Origin of the sequence: Pantoea sp. NSTU24, from assembly GCF_050157905.1 — a bacterium.
GTDB lineage: Bacteria > Pseudomonadota > Gammaproteobacteria > Enterobacterales > Enterobacteriaceae > Pantoea.
Map to the genome: position 1 here is coordinate 1,530,887 of NZ_JBKIWZ010000001.1, position 20,533 is coordinate 1,551,419.

The 20,533-nt window shown below is 56.2% G+C and carries 20 protein-coding genes; 9 read left to right on the top strand and 11 right to left on the bottom strand.

All coding sequences use genetic code 11. The annotated features are described in order from the left end of the window. The first annotated feature begins 446 nt into the window (after nucleotides 1–446). The 4 genes from manX to ACLHDD_RS07460 all read left to right on the top strand — a co-directional run bounded on the left by manX (nucleotide 447) and on the right by ACLHDD_RS07460 (nucleotide 3,679). Nucleotides 447–1,403, top strand: coding sequence for a PTS mannose transporter subunit IIAB (gene manX / locus ACLHDD_RS07445; protein ID WP_427103590.1), 957 nt, complete (start codon nucleotides 447–449; stop codon nucleotides 1,401–1,403). A gap of 66 nt (nucleotides 1,404–1,469) precedes the next feature. Then, nucleotides 1,470–2,270, top strand: a complete 801-nt coding sequence (locus ACLHDD_RS07450; RefSeq protein WP_427105184.1) for a PTS mannose/fructose/sorbose transporter subunit IIC — start codon at nucleotides 1,470–1,472, stop codon at nucleotides 2,268–2,270. A gap of 15 nt (nucleotides 2,271–2,285) precedes the next feature. Next, nucleotides 2,286–3,131 (top strand): PTS mannose transporter subunit IID, encoded by an 846-nt coding sequence (locus ACLHDD_RS07455; protein ID WP_427103591.1) that lies wholly within the window; start codon nucleotides 2,286–2,288, stop codon nucleotides 3,129–3,131. A gap of 89 nt (nucleotides 3,132–3,220) precedes the next feature. Further along, nucleotides 3,221–3,679, top strand: a complete 459-nt coding sequence (locus tag ACLHDD_RS07460; RefSeq protein ID WP_427103592.1) for a DUF986 family protein — start codon at nucleotides 3,221–3,223, stop codon at nucleotides 3,677–3,679. Here the strand turns inward: ACLHDD_RS07460 and rlmA are convergent. The 4 genes from rlmA to ACLHDD_RS07480 form a co-directional block, all read right to left on the bottom strand. Beyond that, on the bottom strand, nucleotides 3,676–4,485 hold the full coding sequence (gene rlmA, locus ACLHDD_RS07465; protein WP_427103593.1) for a 23S rRNA (guanine(745)-N(1))-methyltransferase: 810 nt from the start codon (nucleotides 4,483–4,485) through the stop codon (nucleotides 3,676–3,678). The two genes, ACLHDD_RS07460 and rlmA, sit on opposite strands and share 4 nt — an antisense overlap. Nucleotides 4,486–4,622: 137 nt before the next feature. Further along, nucleotides 4,623–4,832, bottom strand: a complete 210-nt coding sequence (gene cspE / locus ACLHDD_RS07470) for a transcription antiterminator/RNA stability regulator CspE (RefSeq protein ID WP_003852684.1) — start codon at nucleotides 4,830–4,832, stop codon at nucleotides 4,623–4,625. A gap of 645 nt (nucleotides 4,833–5,477) precedes the next feature. Then, nucleotides 5,478–6,488, bottom strand: a complete 1,011-nt coding sequence (locus ACLHDD_RS07475) for an MBL fold metallo-hydrolase (protein ID WP_427103594.1) — start codon at nucleotides 6,486–6,488, stop codon at nucleotides 5,478–5,480. An 18-nt stretch (nucleotides 6,489–6,506) separates the two neighbouring features. Then, nucleotides 6,507–6,779: a YebO family protein gene (locus tag ACLHDD_RS07480; RefSeq protein ID WP_427103595.1), complete on the bottom strand. Its 273-nt coding sequence runs from the start codon at nucleotides 6,777–6,779 to the stop codon at nucleotides 6,507–6,509. A 211-nt stretch (nucleotides 6,780–6,990) separates the two neighbouring features. On the opposite strand from ACLHDD_RS07480, the gene ACLHDD_RS07485 reads away from it, so the two are divergent. Beyond that, nucleotides 6,991–7,227: a YobH family protein gene (locus tag ACLHDD_RS07485; RefSeq protein WP_313655652.1), complete on the top strand. Its 237-nt coding sequence runs from the start codon at nucleotides 6,991–6,993 to the stop codon at nucleotides 7,225–7,227. A 30-nt stretch (nucleotides 7,228–7,257) separates the two neighbouring features. On the opposite strand, the gene kdgR is transcribed toward ACLHDD_RS07485, so the two are convergent. Beyond that, complete coding sequence (gene kdgR / locus ACLHDD_RS07490) at nucleotides 7,258–8,049, bottom strand: DNA-binding transcriptional regulator KdgR (RefSeq protein ID WP_427103596.1); 792 nt, start codon at nucleotides 8,047–8,049, stop codon at nucleotides 7,258–7,260. Between the two features lie 185 nt (nucleotides 8,050–8,234). On the opposite strand from kdgR, the gene ACLHDD_RS07495 reads away from it, so the two are divergent. After that, nucleotides 8,235–9,605, top strand: coding sequence for an MFS transporter (locus ACLHDD_RS07495; protein ID WP_427103597.1), 1,371 nt, complete (start codon nucleotides 8,235–8,237; stop codon nucleotides 9,603–9,605). A 54-nt stretch (nucleotides 9,606–9,659) separates the two neighbouring features. Here ACLHDD_RS07495 and htpX read toward each other — a convergent pair whose 3' ends face one another. The 4 genes from htpX to ACLHDD_RS07515 all read right to left on the bottom strand — a co-directional run bounded on the left by htpX (nucleotide 9,660) and on the right by ACLHDD_RS07515 (nucleotide 14,143). Next, nucleotides 9,660–10,541: a protease HtpX gene (gene htpX, locus ACLHDD_RS07500; RefSeq protein ID WP_313655649.1), complete on the bottom strand. Its 882-nt coding sequence runs from the start codon at nucleotides 10,539–10,541 to the stop codon at nucleotides 9,660–9,662. A gap of 244 nt (nucleotides 10,542–10,785) precedes the next feature. Next, the gene (gene prc, locus ACLHDD_RS07505) at nucleotides 10,786–12,825 is read right to left on the bottom strand and encodes a carboxy terminal-processing peptidase (RefSeq protein WP_427103598.1); all 2,040 of its coding nucleotides are present in this window, start codon (nucleotides 12,823–12,825) and stop codon (nucleotides 10,786–10,788) included. A gap of 19 nt (nucleotides 12,826–12,844) precedes the next feature. Continuing rightward, on the bottom strand, nucleotides 12,845–13,546 hold the full coding sequence (gene proQ, locus ACLHDD_RS07510) for an RNA chaperone ProQ (protein WP_427103599.1): 702 nt from the start codon (nucleotides 13,544–13,546) through the stop codon (nucleotides 12,845–12,847). 96 nt (nucleotides 13,547–13,642) lie between these two features. Further along, nucleotides 13,643–14,143 (bottom strand): GAF domain-containing protein, encoded by a 501-nt coding sequence (locus ACLHDD_RS07515; RefSeq protein WP_111138849.1) that lies wholly within the window; start codon nucleotides 14,141–14,143, stop codon nucleotides 13,643–13,645. A 214-nt stretch (nucleotides 14,144–14,357) separates the two neighbouring features. Between ACLHDD_RS07515 and yebS the strand changes: the two genes are divergently transcribed. Then, nucleotides 14,358–15,602 carry a membrane integrity lipid transport subunit YebS gene (gene yebS / locus ACLHDD_RS07520; RefSeq protein WP_140917265.1) on the top strand — a complete coding sequence of 415 codons (1,245 nt, stop codon included), beginning with the start codon at nucleotides 14,358–14,360 and terminating at the stop codon, nucleotides 15,600–15,602. Continuing rightward, the gene (locus ACLHDD_RS07525) at nucleotides 15,571–18,204 is read left to right on the top strand and encodes an MlaD family protein (RefSeq protein WP_427103600.1); all 2,634 of its coding nucleotides are present in this window, start codon (nucleotides 15,571–15,573) and stop codon (nucleotides 18,202–18,204) included. Before yebS ends, ACLHDD_RS07525 begins: the two co-directional genes overlap by 32 nt. Nucleotides 18,205–18,235: 31 nt before the next feature. Here ACLHDD_RS07525 and ACLHDD_RS07530 read toward each other — a convergent pair whose 3' ends face one another. Beyond that, complete coding sequence (locus tag ACLHDD_RS07530) at nucleotides 18,236–18,475, bottom strand: hypothetical protein (RefSeq protein WP_427103601.1); 240 nt, start codon at nucleotides 18,473–18,475, stop codon at nucleotides 18,236–18,238. Nucleotides 18,476–18,560: 85 nt separating this feature from the next. On the opposite strand from ACLHDD_RS07530, the gene rsmF reads away from it, so the two are divergent. Further along, entirely contained in the window at nucleotides 18,561–19,988 is a 1,428-nt protein-coding gene (rsmF, locus tag ACLHDD_RS07535; RefSeq protein WP_427103602.1) for a 16S rRNA (cytosine(1407)-C(5))-methyltransferase RsmF, read from the top strand. A gap of 246 nt (nucleotides 19,989–20,234) precedes the next feature. On the opposite strand, the gene ACLHDD_RS07540 is transcribed toward rsmF, so the two are convergent. Continuing rightward, complete coding sequence (locus tag ACLHDD_RS07540; protein ID WP_427103603.1) at nucleotides 20,235–20,447, bottom strand: DUF1272 domain-containing protein; 213 nt, start codon at nucleotides 20,445–20,447, stop codon at nucleotides 20,235–20,237. Nucleotides 20,448–20,533 lie beyond the last annotated feature (86 nt).

Consider the following 20,533-nt stretch of genomic DNA (forward strand, 5'->3'; position numbering starts at 1 on the left):
ACATCCGGATAGTCGGGTAAACGTGGAAAACGCCGTCAGGCGAGAGGTGACGCGCCAGCAGGCGCAAAGAACAGATTAAGCGACGTCGGTGACGATCCATAAAGGTGGGCTGAAGCCCGATACTCCTGAGTAATAAACAGAACGTTAATGTATCAGTTCGGAAAACGGCGTCAAAAAATTTTCTCATTTTTACAATCTGCAACAGAGATGCCCGGTCGCATAAACAGGCATGCGGGATCCGGAAGCGGATAAATAACAGACAGACGTCACATCATTTATTTTTTCGCACAATAAAATAAATCCCGACTTCATGGCTTTTACCAACGTAATCCCCTTTTTTCGACGCTGAACCTGGACGTCAGAGCATCCGGTTAACCGATAATCAGAGCAAAATTCAGAACCGTTCATCCCCTCAGATGAGCATCGTTAGCAAACGGAGGTAGCAGGTGACCATTGCAATTGTAATTGGTACACACGGCTGGGCCGCGGAACAACTGCTGAAAACAGCAGAAATGCTGTTGGGCGAGCAGGCAAATGTCGGCTGGATAGATTTTGTGCCCGGTGAAAATGCAGACACGCTGATTGAAAAATATGAGGCAACGCTGGCCGAACTCAATACCGGCCAGGGGGTGCTGTTTCTGGTCGATACCTGGGGCGGCAGTCCGTTTAACGCGGCAAGTCGGATAGTGGTTGACCGGCCACAGTCTGAGGTCGTCGCTGGCGTCAATATTCCGATGCTGGTCGAAACGCTGATGGCGCGTGACGATAACCTGGCGTTTGAGGCGCTGGTAGCGGTGGCGGTCGAGACCGGTCGCGAGGGGGTAAAAGCCCTGAAAGCCACGGAAACTGCCCCCGCCCCCGTTAAACCGGCCGTCACGGCGCCGTCACTGAAGCCGATGACACCGGGCGATCACATGAAAATTGGTCTGGCGCGCATTGACGACCGCCTGATCCATGGACAGGTAGCGACGCGCTGGACCAAAGAGACTAACGTCCAGCGCATTATTGTAGTCAGCGATGAGGTGGCTAACGATCACGTACGTAAAACACTGCTGACCCAGGTCGCTCCGCCGGGCGTGACGGCACATGTGGTGGATGTCGATAAGATGGTGCGGGTGTGGAATAACCCGAAGTATGGACAGGATCGTGTCATGCTGTTGTTTACCAATCCGACCGATGTTGTGCGGGTGGTGGAACAGGGCGTGGAGATTACATCCGTCAATATCGGTGGGATGGCATTCCGTCAGGGAAAGACGCAGGTCAACAATGCGGTTTCAGTCGATGGGAAAGATATTGCCGCCTTCCACAAACTTAATGAACGCCATATAGAGCTGGAAGTTCGCAAAGTGTCCAGCGACCAGAAGCTGAAAATGATGGATTTGATTGCGAAAGTCGATGCGTAACAGACGCCCATCTGCGCCTGCTTTTCCGGGCGCGTTACCGTTATCCTGCTGAGGACACGAAGTATGATGGAAATAACCTCGCTACAGATTATTTTAATTTTTATTGTTGCCTGTATTGCCGGAATGGGTTCGATTCTGGATGAGTTTCAGTTTCACCGCCCACTGGTCGCCTGCACCCTGATTGGTATCGTACTGGGAGATATGAAAACCGGCATCATTATCGGCGGCACGCTGGAGATGATTGCGCTGGGCTGGATGAATATCGGTGCTGCGGTAGCACCCGATGCCGCCCTCGCCTCAATTATTTCGACCATTCTGGTTATCGCGGGCGGTCAGAGCGTGGGTGCCGGTATCGCGCTGGCGATCCCGCTGGCCGCCGCCGGACAGGTGCTCACGATTATCGTGCGAACGCTGACGGTTGCTTTCCAGCACGCGGCAGACAAAGCCGCCGAAAAGGGCAATCTCACCGCTATCTCCTGGATTCATGTCTCTGCCCTGCTATTGCAGGCAATGCGTATCGCCATTCCGGCGCTTATCGTGGCGATTTCAGTTGGCACCAGCGCGGTGCACGCGCTGCTCAGTTCAATACCGGAAGTGGTGACCAACGGGCTGAATATCGCGGGTGGCATGATTGTGGTCGTCGGTTACGCGATGGTCATCAACATGATGCGCGCGGGCTACCTGATGCCCTTCTTCTACCTGGGCTTTGTCACGGCGGCCTTCACCAGCTTCAACCTGGTGGCGCTGGGCGTTATTGGCGTGGTTATGGCGATACTCTATATCCAGCTCAGTCCGAAATATAACCGTACGGCGGGTGCGCCTGCCGCTGCCGCGACCACAAACGATCTCGATAACGAACTCGATTAAGGAACAGGTGAGTATATGGTCGATATAAACAGGGTCGAAAAGAAACTGACTCCCGGCGATGTCCGCGCCGTCTTTCTACGCTCCAACCTGTTCCAGGGTTCATGGAACTTTGAACGCATGCAGGCGCTGGGCTTCTGCTTTTCGATGGTGCCGGTGATCCGCCGTCTCTATCCAGAGAATAATGAGGCGCGTAAGCAGGCGATTAAGCGGCATCTGGAGTTCTTTAATACTCATCCCTATGTGGCCGCACCGGTTCTGGGCGTCACGATGGCAATGGAGGAGCAGCGCGCTAACGGCGCAGCCATCGACGATGGGGCGATTAACGGTCTGAAGGTCGGGCTGATGGGGCCACTGGCCGGCGTGGGCGACCCTATTTTCTGGGGCACGGTGCGTCCGGTCTTTGCCGCACTGGGTGCCGGTATCGCCATGAGCGGCAGCCTGCTGGGCCCGCTGCTGTTCTTTGTGCTGTTCAATCTGGCGCGCCTGCTGACCCGTTACTATGGCGTGGCCTACGGCTATCGCAAAGGGATCAATATCGTCAGCGACATGGGGGGAGGTTTTCTGCAGAAACTGACGGAAGGTGCCTCAATCCTAGGTTTGTTTGTAATGGGGGCGCTGGTCAACAAGTGGACGCACGTTAATATCCCGCTGGTGGTGTCACGCATCACCGACTCGACCGGTAAAACCACCGTTACCACGGTGCAATCGATTCTCGATCAGCTGATGCCGGGCATCGTACCGCTGCTGCTCACCTTTGGCTGCATGTGGCTGTTGCGCCGTAAGGTGAATGCGCTGTGGATTATCGTCGGCTTCTTCGCCATCGGTATCTTCGGCTACTGGATCGGCCTGCTCGGTCTGTAATCGCACACTGCCGGGCATCCCGGCGTCCGGCTCAGACAGCATGAGCCGGGCCCCTCCCGGCTGATCTTACCCGCTCTGAGGCCGCTGACATGTCGTTAACTGATGCACTGATCGCGCTCTGTATCACCGTCCTGCTCCTGTTCGCGATTTATCATGAGGTGATTCTGCCCCGCCGTCACGGTCCGACCCGGCTGCAGGTGACGCTGCGGCGACAGCATAAAACAGACAGCCTGATTTTTATCGGGCTGCTGCTGATCCTGCTCTGGAACAACCTCAGCCATCAGGGGCCGCCACTTACTACCACCCTGCTGATGGTGCTGAGTTTTCTGGCGTTCTGGCTTTTCTGGCTGCGTAAGCCCATGCTACTGATGAAAAACGCGGGGCTGTTTTATGCCGGTGTCTGGGTCGATTACCGGCGGATTCAGGGCATGAATCTTTCTGAGGATGGCATTCTGGTGGTGCAGCTGGAGCAGCGCCGGCTGCTGATTGCGGTGCAGCAGCTCGACGATCTTGAGCGCATCTATCATACGCTGGTGGAGGCGCGTTAGTCGCGCTGCCAGAGTGTCAGGGTAAAATCCGCGTCGCAGCTGAACTGCTCACACTGTTGCAGGGTCTGCCAGACCGACTCGCGTGCACGCCAGGCAAACGGTGTCATCTGCAGCAGCGTCGTTGCCGCCGCACCGGTCAGCGCCATCGGATAGCGCAGCGCATGCTGTGCCAGCTGACGGAAGCCGGGATAGGATTTCTGCTCCGGCACATGCAGCTGCACTTCACGATAGATTAACGCTTTAAACTGCTGCAGATGATGCGGGCCAGGTGTAACGGTCAGCACCAGCCCCCCTGGCTTCAGCACGCGCGCCAGCTCGGCTTCATTGCAGGGCGCATAAATCCGCACTATCGCATCCAGTGAACCATCGGCAAAGGGTAAGCGCTGGCTGGAGGCAACGCAGAAACGTACGGCCGGATAGCGCTTTGCCGCCAGCCGGATCGCCGTTCTGGCGACATCAAGCCCATAGATCTCTGCCTTTTCACCGGCAGCTTCAGCCAGTGCCGCAGTGTAGTACCCCTCTCCGCAGCCGATGTCCAGAATATGGCACGCAGGCTGCTGCAGTACGGACGCAAGTAGTGTGACGACCTGGTCCCGCAGCGGCTGGTAATAGCCTGCCTCAAGAAATTCCCGCCTTGCCTGCATCATCTCTGCACTGTCACCCGGTTCCCGCGACCGTTTATGCTGAACGGGCAGCAGATTGACATACCCTTCCTTCGCCTGGTCGAATTGATGACGATTTTCGCAGCACCAGCTGCGTGCATTCAGGGTAAGAGAAGCGTGACAAAGAGGACAAATCAGGGACATAAGGTGCTCCGGCATCAGATAACGCGGCGCAGTGTAACCTTATCGTTTACGCATCGGAAGCATAAAGAAAGCCCCGGCTGTGCAGCCAGGGCTTTGCAATTCCAGATCAGGGTGCGAGGCACCGGGCTGGCATCGAATCAGATAGCAGTGACGTTAACAGCTGCCGGGCCTTTCTGGCCATCCTGAATTTCAAACTCAACGCTCTGGCCTTCAGCCAGGGTTTTGAAACCATTACCCTGGATAGCAGAGAAGTGTACGAACACGTCTTTGCTGCCGTCAGCCGGGGTGATGAAGCCAAAACCTTTAGACTCGTTGAACCACTTTACCTGACCTTTAATCTTTGCCATTTTGCAAATTCCTTTAGATGTTTATTAAGCCCGGGGGCTGTCTTACAGAAAAACCAGAGACATTACTGCATGAGGCACTAATTAAGGTTCGGCAAGGAAGCGGTATTCAACGTCAACGTCTTTACTCGTACTTCTTTACTGAAGATGCCATGCATAAACAGAACTGTACCTCGTTTAACCCACGAATTGTTATCACATATCCCAAAAATAATGGCAAGCCATTTTTAATGCCTCAGCGAGGCTGCGCACACAATTGGCAGAAGAGTTACATTGCCTGTTCGGGACACAGAACAAAAGGCGGCGTGAATAACGCCTTAGCCCGGCCTGATACCCTTTTCCGCATGCAGTATCCAGGGCTAACCTGATGGATATCATAAGAAATTAATATTGCATAAATATGGCAGAAGCAGAATTAATAAGCGAAGCGGTACCCTTTTGTGTTAGGTGAAATCGACCGCCAATCCTGTACAGCATCTTTTATTTCGTACAATTAACACTTTTTTTGCACCAAAAGCAGGAGCCAGACATAAGCGCTGCTCCAAATAAAAGCATCAGGAGCCATTTTACTTATTAAGAATTTAACTTTCGATTTGAAAAAAATTGATGCCGGATAAAAAATGCTGGCTTTTATTTATCCGGCAGGCTTTAGGATGATTCCTGGGCGGGGTTATTCAGGCTGCGGCTTTCGCCTATTCGCCATGGCGCAAAGTTACCGTTGCGCTCCTGTGCCCGGCATAGCGCCTGCGCCAGTTCCTGCGGCGGCGCATCCAGCGATTCATCAGCCAGCTCAAAAACGCCCCAGTGGATGGGCAGCGTCATTGGCCTGCCAGCCTTTTGCCATAGCGCCACCGCCTGATCCGGATCCATGTGCTGTCCGGCCATAAACCAGCGCGGGGCGTAGGCGCCAATCGGCAGCGCTGCCAGCGTGAACGGGCCCAGCCGGGAGGGAATTTCAGCGAGGCTGTCGCTGTAGCCACTGTCGCCGGAAAACCAGAAACGGCAGGTGGCTGAGCGGACAACCCAGCCGCACCAGAGTGAGCGGTTGCGGTCGCAGGGCGTCCGCATACTCCAGTGACGCGCCGGGACGGCATCAAAACAGATATCATCGAGCGTGATCGTCTGCCACCAGTCAAGCTCATGCACCTTCCTGACGCCGCGTGCCCTGCACCATTCCGCCAGCCCCAGCGGCACAATAAAGTTCGCCTGCGGAAAATGGCGGATAATTGCCTTCACCGTTGGCCGGTCGAGGTGATCGTAGTGATTATGTGAAATCAGCACCACATCAAGCTGTGGCAAATCGCCGATGCTGAGTGGCGCAGGTGTTTTCCGCTGCGGACCGGCAAACGGCAACGGCGAGGCACGGGGCGAGAGGGCCGGATCGATAAGGATATAGCGCTGGCTGAGGCGCAGCAGTACGGCGGCATGACCGAGCCACCAGATACGATCGTCGCTGCCGCTGAAATCAGCAGGCTGCCACCACTCTTCCACAAAAGCCGCGTAGCCCTGCCGGGGCGGCAGCGGCAATCCTTCAGCTTTGCGCTCCCGTCGCCAGCGCCTGAGATCGCCCGGCTGCCGCAGATCTGGCTCAGGATTGGTAAAGCCCTGAGGTGTATGGTGCACTTTGCTGCTGTCATACCACGGATTTTTCCAGGCCATCCCGCCTCCCTGCTGTGATTAACGTTCCGGAATTAACCGGATAAAATCCCGCTTATCCTGTTTATCATCGGTTTTATGCATCCCGGCTCCGGGTTGCATCTCGACCAGCCGGCGCAGCAGCTGATTCTGTTTCTTCTGCTCCTCCAGCAGCGACTCCAGTAACCGGATCTGTTCACCGGCACGCACACTGGCCCGGTTCACAAAGAACCAGGCGATAAACGCCACAATCACCATAATGACCAGCAGGCCATAACTGACCAGCGATCCCGAATTTGCGGCTAACTCATTCATAACTGCCTCATAAAACTAAGTGGAAATGCCAGAACGTTGCAGCGGTCTATTCTACCTGTCGCCACTGCAAAAGATAATGGGGCAAACTGCAATGCAGAATTTGCCGTTTCAGTTATCTCTGATCGATTCCGTCAGAAAAGCCGGGCATGCTGATATCATTATACCCGGCAGCACCATGTGAGGCGCTGAGCTATTTTCTCAAGGAGACTTCATGAAACTGTTTGTTCGCGCAATAGGCCTGCTGGCGGTTATCTGGCTGGCGATGCTGTTTACCGGCTACGGGGTGCTGACCGGCAGTACGAAAAATGCGGCTGGCCTCGGCCTGCAGTGCAGTTACCTGACTGCGCGTGGTGTGATCAGTGCGCAGTATCTGCATACTGACAGTGGCGTGGTCGGCGTCACAGATTGTCCGCTGCTCAAGAAAAGCGGAGAGGTGATCGACAATTAATGATGAGCGGGCCGGATGGCCCGCTTTTGCTCAGAATGGATAGTCGTGGTAGCCCATCCCGGCGGAGAGCGTACGCGCCGCCCGGTGCAGCATATTGACATAATCCTGGCGGGCATCCTCTGAAAACCGGATGGTGGGGAAAGAGATACTGAGCCCGGCAATCACCACGCCAAAGCGGTCGAACACCGGTACGGCGAGGCAGCGTAACCCCTCTTCCTGCTCTTCATTATCTTCGCCGTATCCCTGCGCTCTGACCTGATCCAGCACAGCAAGCAACGCCTCTGCGCTTACCAGCGTATTGGCGGTGCTGCGCCTGAACTCGACTTGCCGCAGTATTTCATCCACCTCGCTGCGATCGCGCCAGGCGAGCAGCACTTTGCCAATGGCGGTCGTGTGCAGCGGATTCCGGCGACCAATACGCGAATACATGCGCAGATTGTAGAGCGAGTCGATTTTGTGAATATAGACAATGCTGTCTTCTTCCAGTGCACCCAGATGAATGGTTTCCCGGGTCAGGCGCGACAGCTCCCGCATCTGCACATCGGCGCTGCGAATTAAATCAACGTTCTGCAGCGCTTTCGCGCCCAGTTCAAACAGCTTCAGCGTCAGCGAGTACTTTTCACTCTCGCCTTCCTGCGCCACATAGCCCAGTGACTTCATGGTTTGCAGAAAACGATAGACGGTGCTCTTGGACATCATCACACGCTGCGCGAGGTCGGTAATACCGTGATCGCGCTCCTCACCCAGCGCCTGCAAAATGCCAAACACTTTGAGAACGGACGAGACTGAATCGGGCTGTTTATCATTGTCAACGGAAGACATCGCGCACCTTGTTGAGCTGTTTCAAAAAAAATGGAACGGATGCTCAGTATAGAGGGAGCCCCCTCAGGGCAGCAATCCTTTAACCATTAAGTCATATTTTAAGACAGTTTTTATTCAGCAGGCCGCTGCATTTTCCGGCTGATTTCATTAGCATGATGATATTCACCCTCTTCAGTAACTTACTTATGACCCTCTCTCCCCCGCAGGATGGATTACCCGTCGCACAGCGCTATCGGGCAATTCTTACCATCGCCCTCGGTCTGACGATGGCGGTGCTGGATGGCGCCATTGCCAACGTTGCGCTGCCGACCATTTCGCGTGAACTGAATGCCAGCCCGGCACAGTCAATCTGGATTGTGAATGCTTATCAGATTGCTATTATCGTCTCGCTGCTGTCGCTCTCGTTTATCGGCGACATGCTCGGCTATCGTCGTGTCTATCAGGCAGGTCTGGCGCTGTTTATTGCCACCTCGCTGTTCTGCGCCTTTTCAACTTCACTGACCATGCTGACCTGTGCCAGGGTGCTTCAGGGGCTGGGTGGCGCGGCACTGATGAGTGTGAATACCGCGCTGATACGCATTATCTATCCACAGCGCTATCTGGGGCGCGGTATGGCGATCAACTCACTGGTAGTGGCGGTGTCAACGGCGGCCGGCCCTACCGTGGCGGCGGCTGTCCTGTCAGTGGCAAGCTGGAAATGGCTGTTTCTGATCAACGTGCCGCTGGGCGCCGTGGCACTCTGGCTGGCGCTACGCACCCTGCCGGATAATCCGCAGAAGACAACGACACAGAAATTCGACGTACCCAGTGCCATCCTGAACGCACTGTTCTTTGGATTGATCATCTCTTCCCTGAGCGGTTTTGCCCAGGGTCAGCGTCATCTGCTGGTGCTGGCGGAGGTGCTGGCGCTGCTGATTATCGGCTGGTTCTTTATCCGGCGTCAGCTCAACATGGCGGTGCCGCTGTTACCGGTGGATCTGCTGCGCATTCCGATCTTCAGCCTGTCGATGGGCACCTCGGTCTGCTCCTTCTGCGCGCAGATGCTGGCGATGGTTTCGCTGCCCTTCTTTCTGCAGAACGTTTTGCAGCGCAGTGAAGTGGCAACAGGTCTGCTGCTGACGCCGTGGCCGCTGGCGACGATGATTTTTGCCCCAATTGCAGGCCGGCTGATTGAACGCTTCCACGCCGGTCTGCTGGGCGGCATCGGCCTGGCTATGTTCGCCCTGGGACTGTTCCTGCTTGCCTGGCTGCCCGCCGCACCGGCTGATGGCGATATTATCTGGCGCATGATGCTGTGCGGTGCCGGGTTCGGGCTGTTTCAGTCACCCAACAATCATACGATTGTGACGTCGGCGCCCCGTCATCGTAGCGGCGGTGCCAGCGGTATGCTGGGCACCGCGCGTCTGCTGGGGCAGAGTATGGGCGCGGCACTGGTTGCCCTGATGTTTAATCTGTTCGACGAACAGGGTACACATGCGTCGCTGCTGCTGGCGGGCAGTTTCGCCGCCATTGCGGCACTGGTCAGCGTGTCGCGTATGACGCAACGCCGCGCCTGATGGCGGCAAAATAAAAAGGCGACCCGAAGGTCGCCTTTTTTATGCTGCTGCGCACTATTTCAGATACTGGCCACTGCGCAATGCTTCGATACGTTTGTCCAGCGGCGGGTGCGACATAAACAGCTCGCTAAAGGATTTACCTTTGCCGTTGATACAGAACGCCATCATGCTGCTGGGTTCCTGCGGCTCGTAGCTGGTTTTCAGGCGCTGCAGCGCGGCAATCATCTTCTCACGTCCTACCAGCTTCGCTGAACCGGCATCGGCGTGGAACTCACGGTGACGGGAGAACCACATGGTGATGATGCTGGCAAGAATACCAAACACCAGCTCCAGTACCATTGAAACCGCAAAGTAGACCAGCGGGTTGCCGTTGCTGCTCTCCTCATCGTCACGGTTGCCGGACATAAAGCCCGCCGCAATCTGCGCCAGAATACGTGATACGAAAATTACGAAGGTGTTCACCACGCCCTGAATCAGCGTCATGGTGATCATGTCGCCGTTCGCGATGTGCGACACTTCATGCGCCAGCACCGCTTCCGCTTCGTCGCGGCTCATGTTCTGCAGCAGGCCGGTCGAGACGGCGACCAGCGAGGCATTACGCCGCGCGCCCGTGGCAAAGGCGTTGATGTCCGGGGCGTGATAGATCGCCACCTGGGGCATCGCAATGCCCGCCTGCTGGGCCTGACGGCCAATGGTTTCCATCAGCCAGCGCTCGGTTTCGTTGCGTGGCTGTTCAATCACTTCACCGCCAACCGATCGCAGTGCCATCCACTTCGACATCAGCAGTGAAACAAACGCACCGCCAAAGCCAAACAGACCTGCCATAATCATCAGACCCTGAACACTGCTTGACTGGATCCCTGTCAGGCTGAGAATCAGCCCGAATACCAACATCACAGCCAGGTTGGTCATCAGGAAAAGAGCAATACGCATCATTTTGGTTAATCTTCCTCAGTTGTTCACGCGCCTATACGCGGATCCCTATCCTATGGGCATTGCGCGGGTTTTCAAGCAACCTTAACGTTTAAGTGCCTAAAAAGACATAACTTTACATTCTGACACGTCTGAATCCGGGCCAGGCATTCCGGCGTCTTTTATCGCCCGGATTCCGGATAACCGGAAACTTTCCCACAGGCAAAAAAAAGCACCGCTAAGCGGTGCTTTTCAGGACAATAGCGGGTTATTTTGCCGCCGGTGTCTCGGGCTGAGATTTTTCCAGCTGCGCAAGATCGTTCGCAATCTTTACCGTCTCATCGAGGTAAGGATCGGGCTCTTTATAATCTTTCGGCAGTTCGTCCAGATTTTTCAGCGGTTTTTTGCCTTCGGCCTGATAGCGCGCGTTAATACGTTCCAGACGTGACGCATCATCTTCGCGATTCTCTTTCTCGCGCTGCGCCAGATTCAGTGAAACGATGTTACGTTTATCCTTCATGGCATTGAAACGCGCAATGTCCTTCATGATGTACTGGAATTCGCGATCCTGAGCAATACGCTCAGCATGCTGCTTCGTCAGCTGCGCAACCAGCGGTTTAACATCACCTGTTCGGGTATAGGTTGCGGCCTTGATGCTGTCCCACGGCAGGGCGTTATCCTCAAATTTCTCACCGGTTTCAGCCGCTTCCACGCCGGTTGGCATCAGCAGATCGGGCGTAACGCCTTTACGCTGGGTGCTGCCGCCGTTGATGCGATAAAACTTCTGAATGGTGTAGGAAACAGAACCTAACGCAGGCCACTCCGGACGCAGCATCTGATCGTAGATGCGATTCAGCGAGCGATACTGCTGTACGGTGCCTTTACCAAAGGTCGGTTCACCGACAATCACCGCGCGGCCATAATCCTGCATTGCAGCAGCGAAGATCTCAGAGGCCGAGGCACTGAAGCGATCGACCAGCACGACCAGCGGACCTTTATAGTAAACCACGCCGTCGTTATCGCTGTCTTCGCGTACACGGCCGTTGTTGTCGCGAACCTGCACCACCGGACCGCTCGGAATAAACAGACCGGAAAGTGACACGGCTTCAGTCAGTGCGCCACCGCCGTTGGTGCGTAGATCGATCACTACGCTGTCAACGTTCTGCTTCTGCAGTTTCTGCAGCTGCACTTTTACGTCATCGGTCAGGCCGACATAGAAGCCCGGAATATCAAGCACGCCCACCTTCTGTTTGCCGACATTTTTGACGCTCATTTTCACCGCGCGATCTTCCAGACGGATTTTCTCGCGCGTCAGCGTCACAGTACGGGTTTTCGTGCCCTTTCCGGCTGGCAGGATTTCAAGGCGGACTTTACTGCCTTTTGGTCCTTTAATTTTGGCGACAACATCATCCAGACGCCAGCCGATCACATCTTCGATCGGCTTACCAGGCTGACCCACACCTACGATGCGATCGCCTACGGTGATAGCTTTACTTTTGGCAGCCGGGCCGCCTGCAACCATTGAGTTGATGACGGTGTAGTCATCGTCCATCTGTAGCACGGCACCGATTCCCTCCAGAGAGAGGCTCATTTCGGTGTTGAACTGTTCGGTGTTACGCGGCGACAGATAGCTGGTGTGCGGATCAATCTCGCGGGCAAAGGCGTTCATCACCAGCTGGAAAACGTCTTCGCCGTTGCTCTGGGCCAGACGACGGATTGCGAAGTTGTAACGCTTGGTCAGAACGTCGCGAATCTCCTTATCGTCTTTGCCTGCCAGCTTCAGACTCAGCTGGTCATATTTGACCTTGGCATCCCAGAGCGCGTTAAGTTCCGCTTCATCTTTTGGCCAGGGCGCTTTTGCGCGATCAATGTCGATAGTGTCATTGCCGCTGAAATTCATCGGGCGAGCCAGCACCGTCAGCGCATACTGGTAGCGCTCAAAACGGCGTTTCTGCGCCAGATTGTAGAGATCGTAGAAAAGGTCCAGTTTGCCACTGCGCAGCTCATCGCCAACCGTTCCTTTTTTGCTGGCAAACTGCGCCACATCCGACGCCAGCAGCACGTTATGGCTGTAGTCGAGCATGTTCAGATAGCGGTCGAAAATCTTCGCTGAAAAGTTCTGATCCAGATCGAACTGGCGGTAGTGGGAACGGGTAAAGCGCGAGGTTACGCGCTCACTGACCGTCGGGTCCTGCGGATCTTCGTGAAGCTGGGGGATCTGATCGGCGCGCGTAATGTTCTCCGCGCCGAAGGTGGGGCCTGCTAACAGCAGGCCCGCAATAAGTCCAACTTTTAAAAGGGTGTTCATGCCGGGGTTAGCCTCCGTTTCAGAACTGCAAGTGTTCTGCGCGCACAATCATTGCCATGCCGGAAGCGAGCTGGACCCGAACGCCGTCTTTCGATACTTCCAGAACGGTAGCGTCCATCGCACTTTTGCCTGCTTTAACTTTAATACTCTGGCCGGGTTGCAAAGTTGAGGTATCAGTGATGGGCTGAGCTTCCTGCTCCGGACGTGGAGCGGGCTTGCGATGCTGTGAGGCGGTCGCACGCGGTGCCGTGTTCTGAGGACGCGGTTTACGCGGTGCATCGCTTTCTGCAGGCTTACGGGCAGCCGGCTTACGGGCACGACGCGGTGCCGCGTTCTCTTCACCCTCGCCAGCTTCACGACGTGCGGCGCGCTGCTGATCACGCTGCGCCTGAACACGCGCTTTGGCTTCTTCCAGCTGTTTGCGAGCATGCTCAACGTGCTGCTCGTCCAGTACGCCACAGGCGTTGCCGTCGAGATCGACACGAATGGCGCCGGCTTTGATGCCGTACAGATAACGCCAGCTTGACGTATAGAGACGCAGTGCAGAACGCAACTGCGTTTTGCTCAGACCCATTTCGCCCTGAACACGCTCGACCAGATCCTGAAAGATACCGATTTTGAGCGGACGCGCTTCGCCTTCAGCGCTAAAGCAGTGCGGAAAGCGCTCCGCCAGAAACGTGATAACTTCTTTACTGCTATTCAACTTAGGTTGATTTTCCATGAAATTTCCTGATTACAACGGGTTTGCCGACCAGCGCAGGCATGAACAGGCGACATTATAATGACAACATCGCTAAATGCCATGTGATCCAGTCGATTAGCTGCGTGTCAGCTGCAGATATTTTTCTAAGTCGCTGTTCGCAAGCACTTCACAAAGCCCATCTGTCAGTGTGACCAGGCCCGATTCGTCGTCGCTGTCAAAGCGATTGAACACTACGCTGTCAATGTCCAGCACGCCAACCACCGTGCCATTCACTTTCAGAGGAATCACAATCTCAGCATTGCTGGCAGCGTCACAGGCGATGTGGCCTGGGAAAGCATGCACATCATCCACGCGTTGCACTTTTTCTTCTGCCAGCGCCGTGCCACATACACCTTTACCAACCGGAATGCGCACACAGGCGATTTTGCCCTGAAACGGGCCCAGTACCAGCGTATCAGCTTCCGTCAGCAGATAGAAACCGGCCCAGTTCACCCCTTCGAGACGTTCGTACAGCAGCGCGCTGAAGTTACCCATTGCGGCGAGGAACGCCGTTTCTCCCGCCAGCAAGGCGCGCATATCGCGATTCAAATCGGCGTAAAAGGCAGTTTTGTTCATTATTTAACCGTTACCAATGACATCTGAACGGAGTGATTGAGCCCGTTCGTTAAAAATAAGTTTTAAATATCCAGAGCCACAAGGTGAATCATCGCGTTAGTTGCTATAACCTTAGCATTCTGTGGATCGAAGCGTGATGCCCGAGACAGGCACACAGACAATGTCCTGATGACCAATAATAGTGACTTCTGAAGAGCGAAGACTGCCTCACCCTATGAAAATTCACGCTATCAGCCAGACATTGCCTCACGCACGTTATCAGCGTTGTCCGCAATGCGATACCCTTTTTTCCTTACCGGATGTGAAATCGCATCAGTCGGCCTATTGCCCGCGCTGCAATGCCGAAATTCTCAGCGGTCGCGACTGGTCCATGACCCGCCTGATGGCTATGGCCGCTACCATGATTGTATTAATGCCCTTCGCCTTCTCAATGCCGCTGGTCGATATCCGGCTGCTTGGGATGCGCATTAATGCCAGCGTGCTGGAGGGCGTTATCCAGATGACCCAGCAGGGCGATGTGCTGACCGCCTCGATGGTGGCGTTCTGCACCATCGGCGCGCCGGTCACGCTGGTGGCCGGCATCTGTTATCTCGGCATCGGGCAGCGCCTGGGGATGAACCTGCGGCCCGTGCTGCTGATGCTGGAGAAGCTCAAAGAGTGGGTGATGCTCGATATCTATCTGATCGGTATCGCCGTGGCGTCCATTAAAGTGCAGGACTATGCTTCGCTGGAGATTGGCTACGGGCTGGCGGCCTACATTGCCCTGACGGTGCTCAGCGTGCTGACGCTGATCCATCTGAATATGGAGCAGCTGTGGGAGCATTTCTACCCGCAGCGGCCGGGGAATATGGCCCGCGACGCGATGCAGGTCTGCCTGAACTGCCACAACACCGGCCTGCCCGACGCGCGTGGCCGCTGTCCGCGCTGCCATACCCCGCTCGACTTCCGGCGTCGGCACAGCCTGCAAAAATCCTGGGCCGCGCTGATTGCGTCGATTGTGTTGCTGATCCCCGCCAACCTGATGCCCATTTCGGTGGTCTACGTGAACGGGTCGCGCCGCGAGGATACGATCTTCTCCGGCATCCTGTCGCTGGGGGAAGGCAATGTGCCGGTGGCCGCGATTGTGTTTATCGCCAGTATTCTGGTGCCCTTTACCAAGGTGCTGGTCATGCTGACGCTGCTGCTCAGCATTCACTTTCGCTGTGAACAGGGGCTCAGAACCCGCATCCTGTTACTGCGGTTCGTCACCTGGGTGGGCCGCTGGTCGATGCTCGATCTGTTTGTCATTTCATTAACCATGTCGCTGGTCAACCGTGACCAGCTGCTGGCTTTTACCATGGGACCGGCGGCGCTGTTTTTTGGCGCGGCCGTCATCCTGACCATAATGTCTGTTGAGTGGCTGGATAGCCGCCTGCTCTGGGATGCACATGCAACAGGAAACGCCGACTACACCGACTAACGCCACGCTGCGCAATAAGCGTAAGATTTCGCCCTTCTGGCTGCTGCCGATTATTGCGATGCTGATCGCCGGCTGGCTGCTCTGGACCAATTATCAGGAGCGCGGCACCACCATCACCATTAATTTCCAGACGGCGGATGGGATCGTGCCGGGCCGCACCCCGATTCGTTATCAGGGCGTGGAAGTGGGCACCGTGCAGGGCATTAATCTCAGCGACGACTATCGCAGCATTCAGATCAAAGCGAGCATCAAAAGCGACATGCGCGATGCGCTGCGTGAAGATACGCAGTTCTGGCTGGTGACGCCGAAAGCTTCCCTGGCGGGGGTGTCGGGGCTGGATGCGCTGGTGGGCGGTAACTACATCGGGATGATGCCGGGCAAAGGTAAACCCAGCGAAGCCTTTACCGCGCTGGATACGCAGCCGAAATACCGGGTCAATACCGGCGAACTGCTGATCCACCTGCATGCGCCCGATCTGGGCTCGCTCAACACCGGATCGCTGGTCTACTACCGTAAAATTCCGGTGGGCCGGGTCTATGACTACAACATCAACAGCAAGAGTGACGGGGTGGCGATCGATGTGCTGATCGACCGTCGTTTTGTCAATCTGGTGAAAACCAGCAGTCGCTTCTGGAACGTGTCGGGCGTCAACGCCGACGTCAGCCTGAGCGGCGCAAAGGTTCAGCTGGAGAGCCTGGCGGCGCTGGTCAATGGCGCTATCGCCTTTGACTCGCCAGAGGGCGCGCAGGCGGCGAAAGCGGAGCAGCACTACCGGCTCTATCCTGACCTCGCGCACAGCCAGCGCGGCGTGCTGATCACCCTGGATCTGCCTGACGGTAAAAACCTGAAAGCGGGCAGCACACCACTGGTTTATCAGGGACTGGAGGTCGGCACACTGACGAAACTCAACCTGCAGGATGGGGGTAAAGTCACGGGTGAGCTGACCATCGATCCTTCCGTGGTCGGCCTGATGCGCAGCGGCACGCGGATTGAGATGCACAGCCCGAAAATCAGCCTGACCGACACCAGCCTCAGCGCACTACTGACCGGCAATACGCTGGAGCTGGTGCCGGGTGAAGGCGAGCCGCAGCAGCATTTTACCGTACTGGCAGCGAATGAAACCCTGCTGCAGAAGCCGAATGTGCTCACGGTCAGGCTCAGCGCGCCGGAAAGCTATGGCATTGACCAGGGGCAGCCGCTGATGCTGCACGGGATGCAGATCGGTCAGGTAATGTCGCGTTCACTGGATGAAAACGGTGTCAATTTCGTGGTGGCAATCAACCCGGAGAATCGCAACCTGGTACACGGCGACAGCAAGTTTATCGTCAACAGCCGCCTCGATGTGAAGTTTGGTCTGGATGGAATGCAGGTGTTAGGTGCCAGCGCCCGTGAGTGGGTCGATGGCGGAATCCGGCTGGAGCCGGGTAAAAAAGGCGAACCCAAACATACCTATCCGCTGTTTGCTGACGCGGAAAAAGCGGATGAAGGTATTACCGGCGATGGCCCGTCTACTACGCTGATGCTGACGGCGGACAGTCTGCCTGACGTGCAGGCGGGTTCAGTGGTGCTTTACCGCAAATATCAGGTCGGCGAGATTGTGAAAGTGACGCCGCGCGCCGACGCCTTTGATATTGCGGTGCATATCAAGCCGGAGTATCGCAAGCTGCTGACCAGCGAAAGCGTCTTCTGGGCCGAAGGCGGCGCGCGCGTCAGCCTGAACGGCAGCGGCCTGACTGTGCAGGCCTCTCCGCTGAACCGGGCGCTGAAAGGCGCGATCAGCTTTGACAACATGAGTGGTGCACAGTCTGTCAAAGGGGCCAGACGGGTGCTTTATGCTTCCGAAACGGCGGCCCGGGCGGTCGGCAGCCAGATTACGCTGCACACCTACGACGCCAGCAAGCTTTCAGCCGGGATGCCCATTCGATATCTGGGGATTAACGTCGGCCAGGTGGAGTCTCTGTCGTTAAGCAAAGATAACAATCAGGTGGTGGCGAAAGCGGTACTCTACCCTGAGTATGTTAACGATTTTGCCCGCATGGGCAGCCGCTTCTCGGTCGTCTCTCCGGAGATCTCTGCGGCGGGCGTCAACCATCTGGAGACGCTGCTGCAGCCTTATGTCAACGTCGATCCGGGTAAAGGCAGCGCCGCGCGGTCGTTTGAATTGCAGGAGAGCACCATCACCGATTCACGCTATCTGAACGGCCTGAATATTTATGTCGATGCCACGGAGGCAGGCTCCCTGTCGCTGGGCACGCCGGTGCTGTTCCGGGGTGTGGAAGTGGGTACCGTAACCGGCACCTCACTGGGGAATATGGCGGATCGCGTGCAGATTGCCCTGCGCATCAGTAAGAAGTATCAGCATCTGGTGCGGAACAATTCGGTATTCTGGCTGGCCTCCGGCTACAATCTCGACTTTGGTCTGGTGGGCGGCGTGGTGAAAACCGGTACTTTCCAGCAGTTTATCCGTGGCGGCATTCAGTTTGCGACGCCACCTACGGTACCGCTGGCACCGCAGGCGACCCCGGATAAGCACTTCCTTTTACAGGATGAAGCGCCGAAAGAGTGGCGCAACTGGGGAACGGCCATTCCATCGCCCCGCTGAGTCTGGTCATGCCGGAAACCGGTCAGACGGCTCAGAAAATGAAGCAATGAGAGCACACGCCCGGCGCAATCCCTGACAGCAGGACAAACGCGCCGGATGATTTTTTAAACAATGTAACGCGTTGCCCCGGATAGAGCGCATCTCCTGAATGCGGTGCGCCCATTTCCGCACAGTGCCCGTCAGAGCGGGCAACGCTTGCGTCTTTCCAAAAGATGCCGGCTCCCTGAGCCCGTTCACCCGCCTGAAACCGCATCAGCTCATAGCCCTGCACTTATTTTCCCTGAAACGGGCGGCCTGGCTGCCCGTTTACTTTCTGCGTGATACACTGCCGCCTTTGCCTTTACTGGAATGTGCCCGTGTCAGATGCTTCTGTGCTTTTCCCCGCCGATTTTCTCTCATTAATACGTCAGAGCCTGTCCGATGAGGCGAGTTTCGACCAGTTTATTGCCATCAGCCAGCAACCGCTGCGCCGCAGCCTGCGCGTCAACACCCTGAAGATCAGCGTGTCTGACTTCCTGACCCTGACGGCTGACTACGGCTGGCAGCTGACGCCGGTGCCGTGGTGCGAAGAGGGATTCTGGATCAGCCGGGAAGATGAGAGCCTGCCGCTGGGCAGTGTGGCAGAGCATCTCAGCGGACTGTTTTATATTCAGGAAGCCAGCTCCATGCTGCCGGTGACCGCACTGTTCGATGCGCAGCCTGACGTCAGCGCCGTGATGGACATGGCCGCCGCGCCAGGCTCGAAAACCACCCAGATTGCTGCACGAATGCATAATCAGGGTGTCATCCTGGCAAATGAATTCTCCGCCAGCCGGGTAAAAGTCCTGCATGCCAATATCAGCCGCTGCGGCGTCAGCAACAGCGCACTGACCCACTTTGACGCACGGGTGTTTGGTCCGGCTCTGCCGGAACAGTTTGATGCCATTCTGCTGGATGCGCCCTGCTCAGGTGAAGGCGTGATCCGCAAAGATGCCGACGCACTAAAAAACTGGACGCTGGCCAGTACGGAAGCGATTGCCGCAACCCAGCGCGATCTGCTCGACAGTGCGTTTCATGCCCTTAAACCCGGTGGTACGCTCGTCTACTCCACCTGCACCCTGAATCAGATCGAGAATCAGCAGGTGATCGCCTGGCTGTTACAGCGCTATCCCGGCGCAGTCGACATCCTGCCGCTGAATGAACTGTTTCACGGCGCGGACCAGGCCGCGACGCCGGAAGGCTATCTGCATGTTTTCCCGCATATTTTTGACAGTGAAGGCTTCTTTGTCGCCCGCCTGCGTAAAACCGCGTCGGTCGCGCCGCTGCCTGCTCCAGGCTATAAAGTCGGCAAACTGCCCTTTTCCCATCTCAGCCGTAAACAGGAAAGTGAGATTGTCGCCGCCGCTGCTGCGGTATCACTGAAATGGGATGCGTCGCTAACGCTGTGGCAGCGGGACAAAGAGATCTGGCTGTTCCCGCACGCTGTCACGCCTATGCTGGGTAAGGTGCGCTTTTCGCGCATTGGTCTGAAGCTGGCGGAAACCTTTGCAAAAGGCTATCGCTGGCAGCATGAGGCGGTGGTGGCACTGGCGCAGCCCGAGGCAGACCAGCGTTTTGAACTCACGGCAGCAGAAGCGGAAGAGTGGTATCGCGGCCGGGATATTTACCCGGAAACGGCGCCTGCCAGCAATGAGATGATTGTCACCTATCAGCAGCAGCCGCTGGGGCTGGCAAAGAAAGTGGGCAGCCGAATCAAAAACAGCTATCCCCGTGAACTGGTGCGCGATGGACGGCTGTTCCGCTGAACGCCGCAGCATAAAGCCTGCCGGCAGCTGTTAAGCGGCAGGCTTTTTCAACAATGCGATGCCGGTTAAAACGCGGGTGATTAACGTGCCGATAATCATCTTGCGTTGAGTATCGAGCAATGCCTCCCCACAATAGTGACACTGTCACTCAAACACCCGATTTTGTTGCTGCCATTACGCACATCGTGCTGACATCTGCGCCTGTACGCCCGGCCCTGCCTGACGAAACAGGACACCCGGATGATTTTATTGCCGTACTTTGGCGGGAAATTTTACCAGCTTATCGGCCGGTCGCACCGGACGGCGCACCAGCTCACCGCCACAGTTGGGGCAATGGTGCGCGAGTTGCTCAGTACAGGTCGCACAGAAGGTGCATTCAAACGAGCAGATATGGGCCGCCAGCGAAGATGGCGGCAGATCGCTGTCGCAGCGTTCACAATTGGGACGAAGTTCCAGCATAGGCTCTCCTGAAAATGTTTTATTCGCCTCCCGGAAACCGGGGCGCACGGTCAGATGTCGGATAAGGCGACCGATGGTCTGCAGTG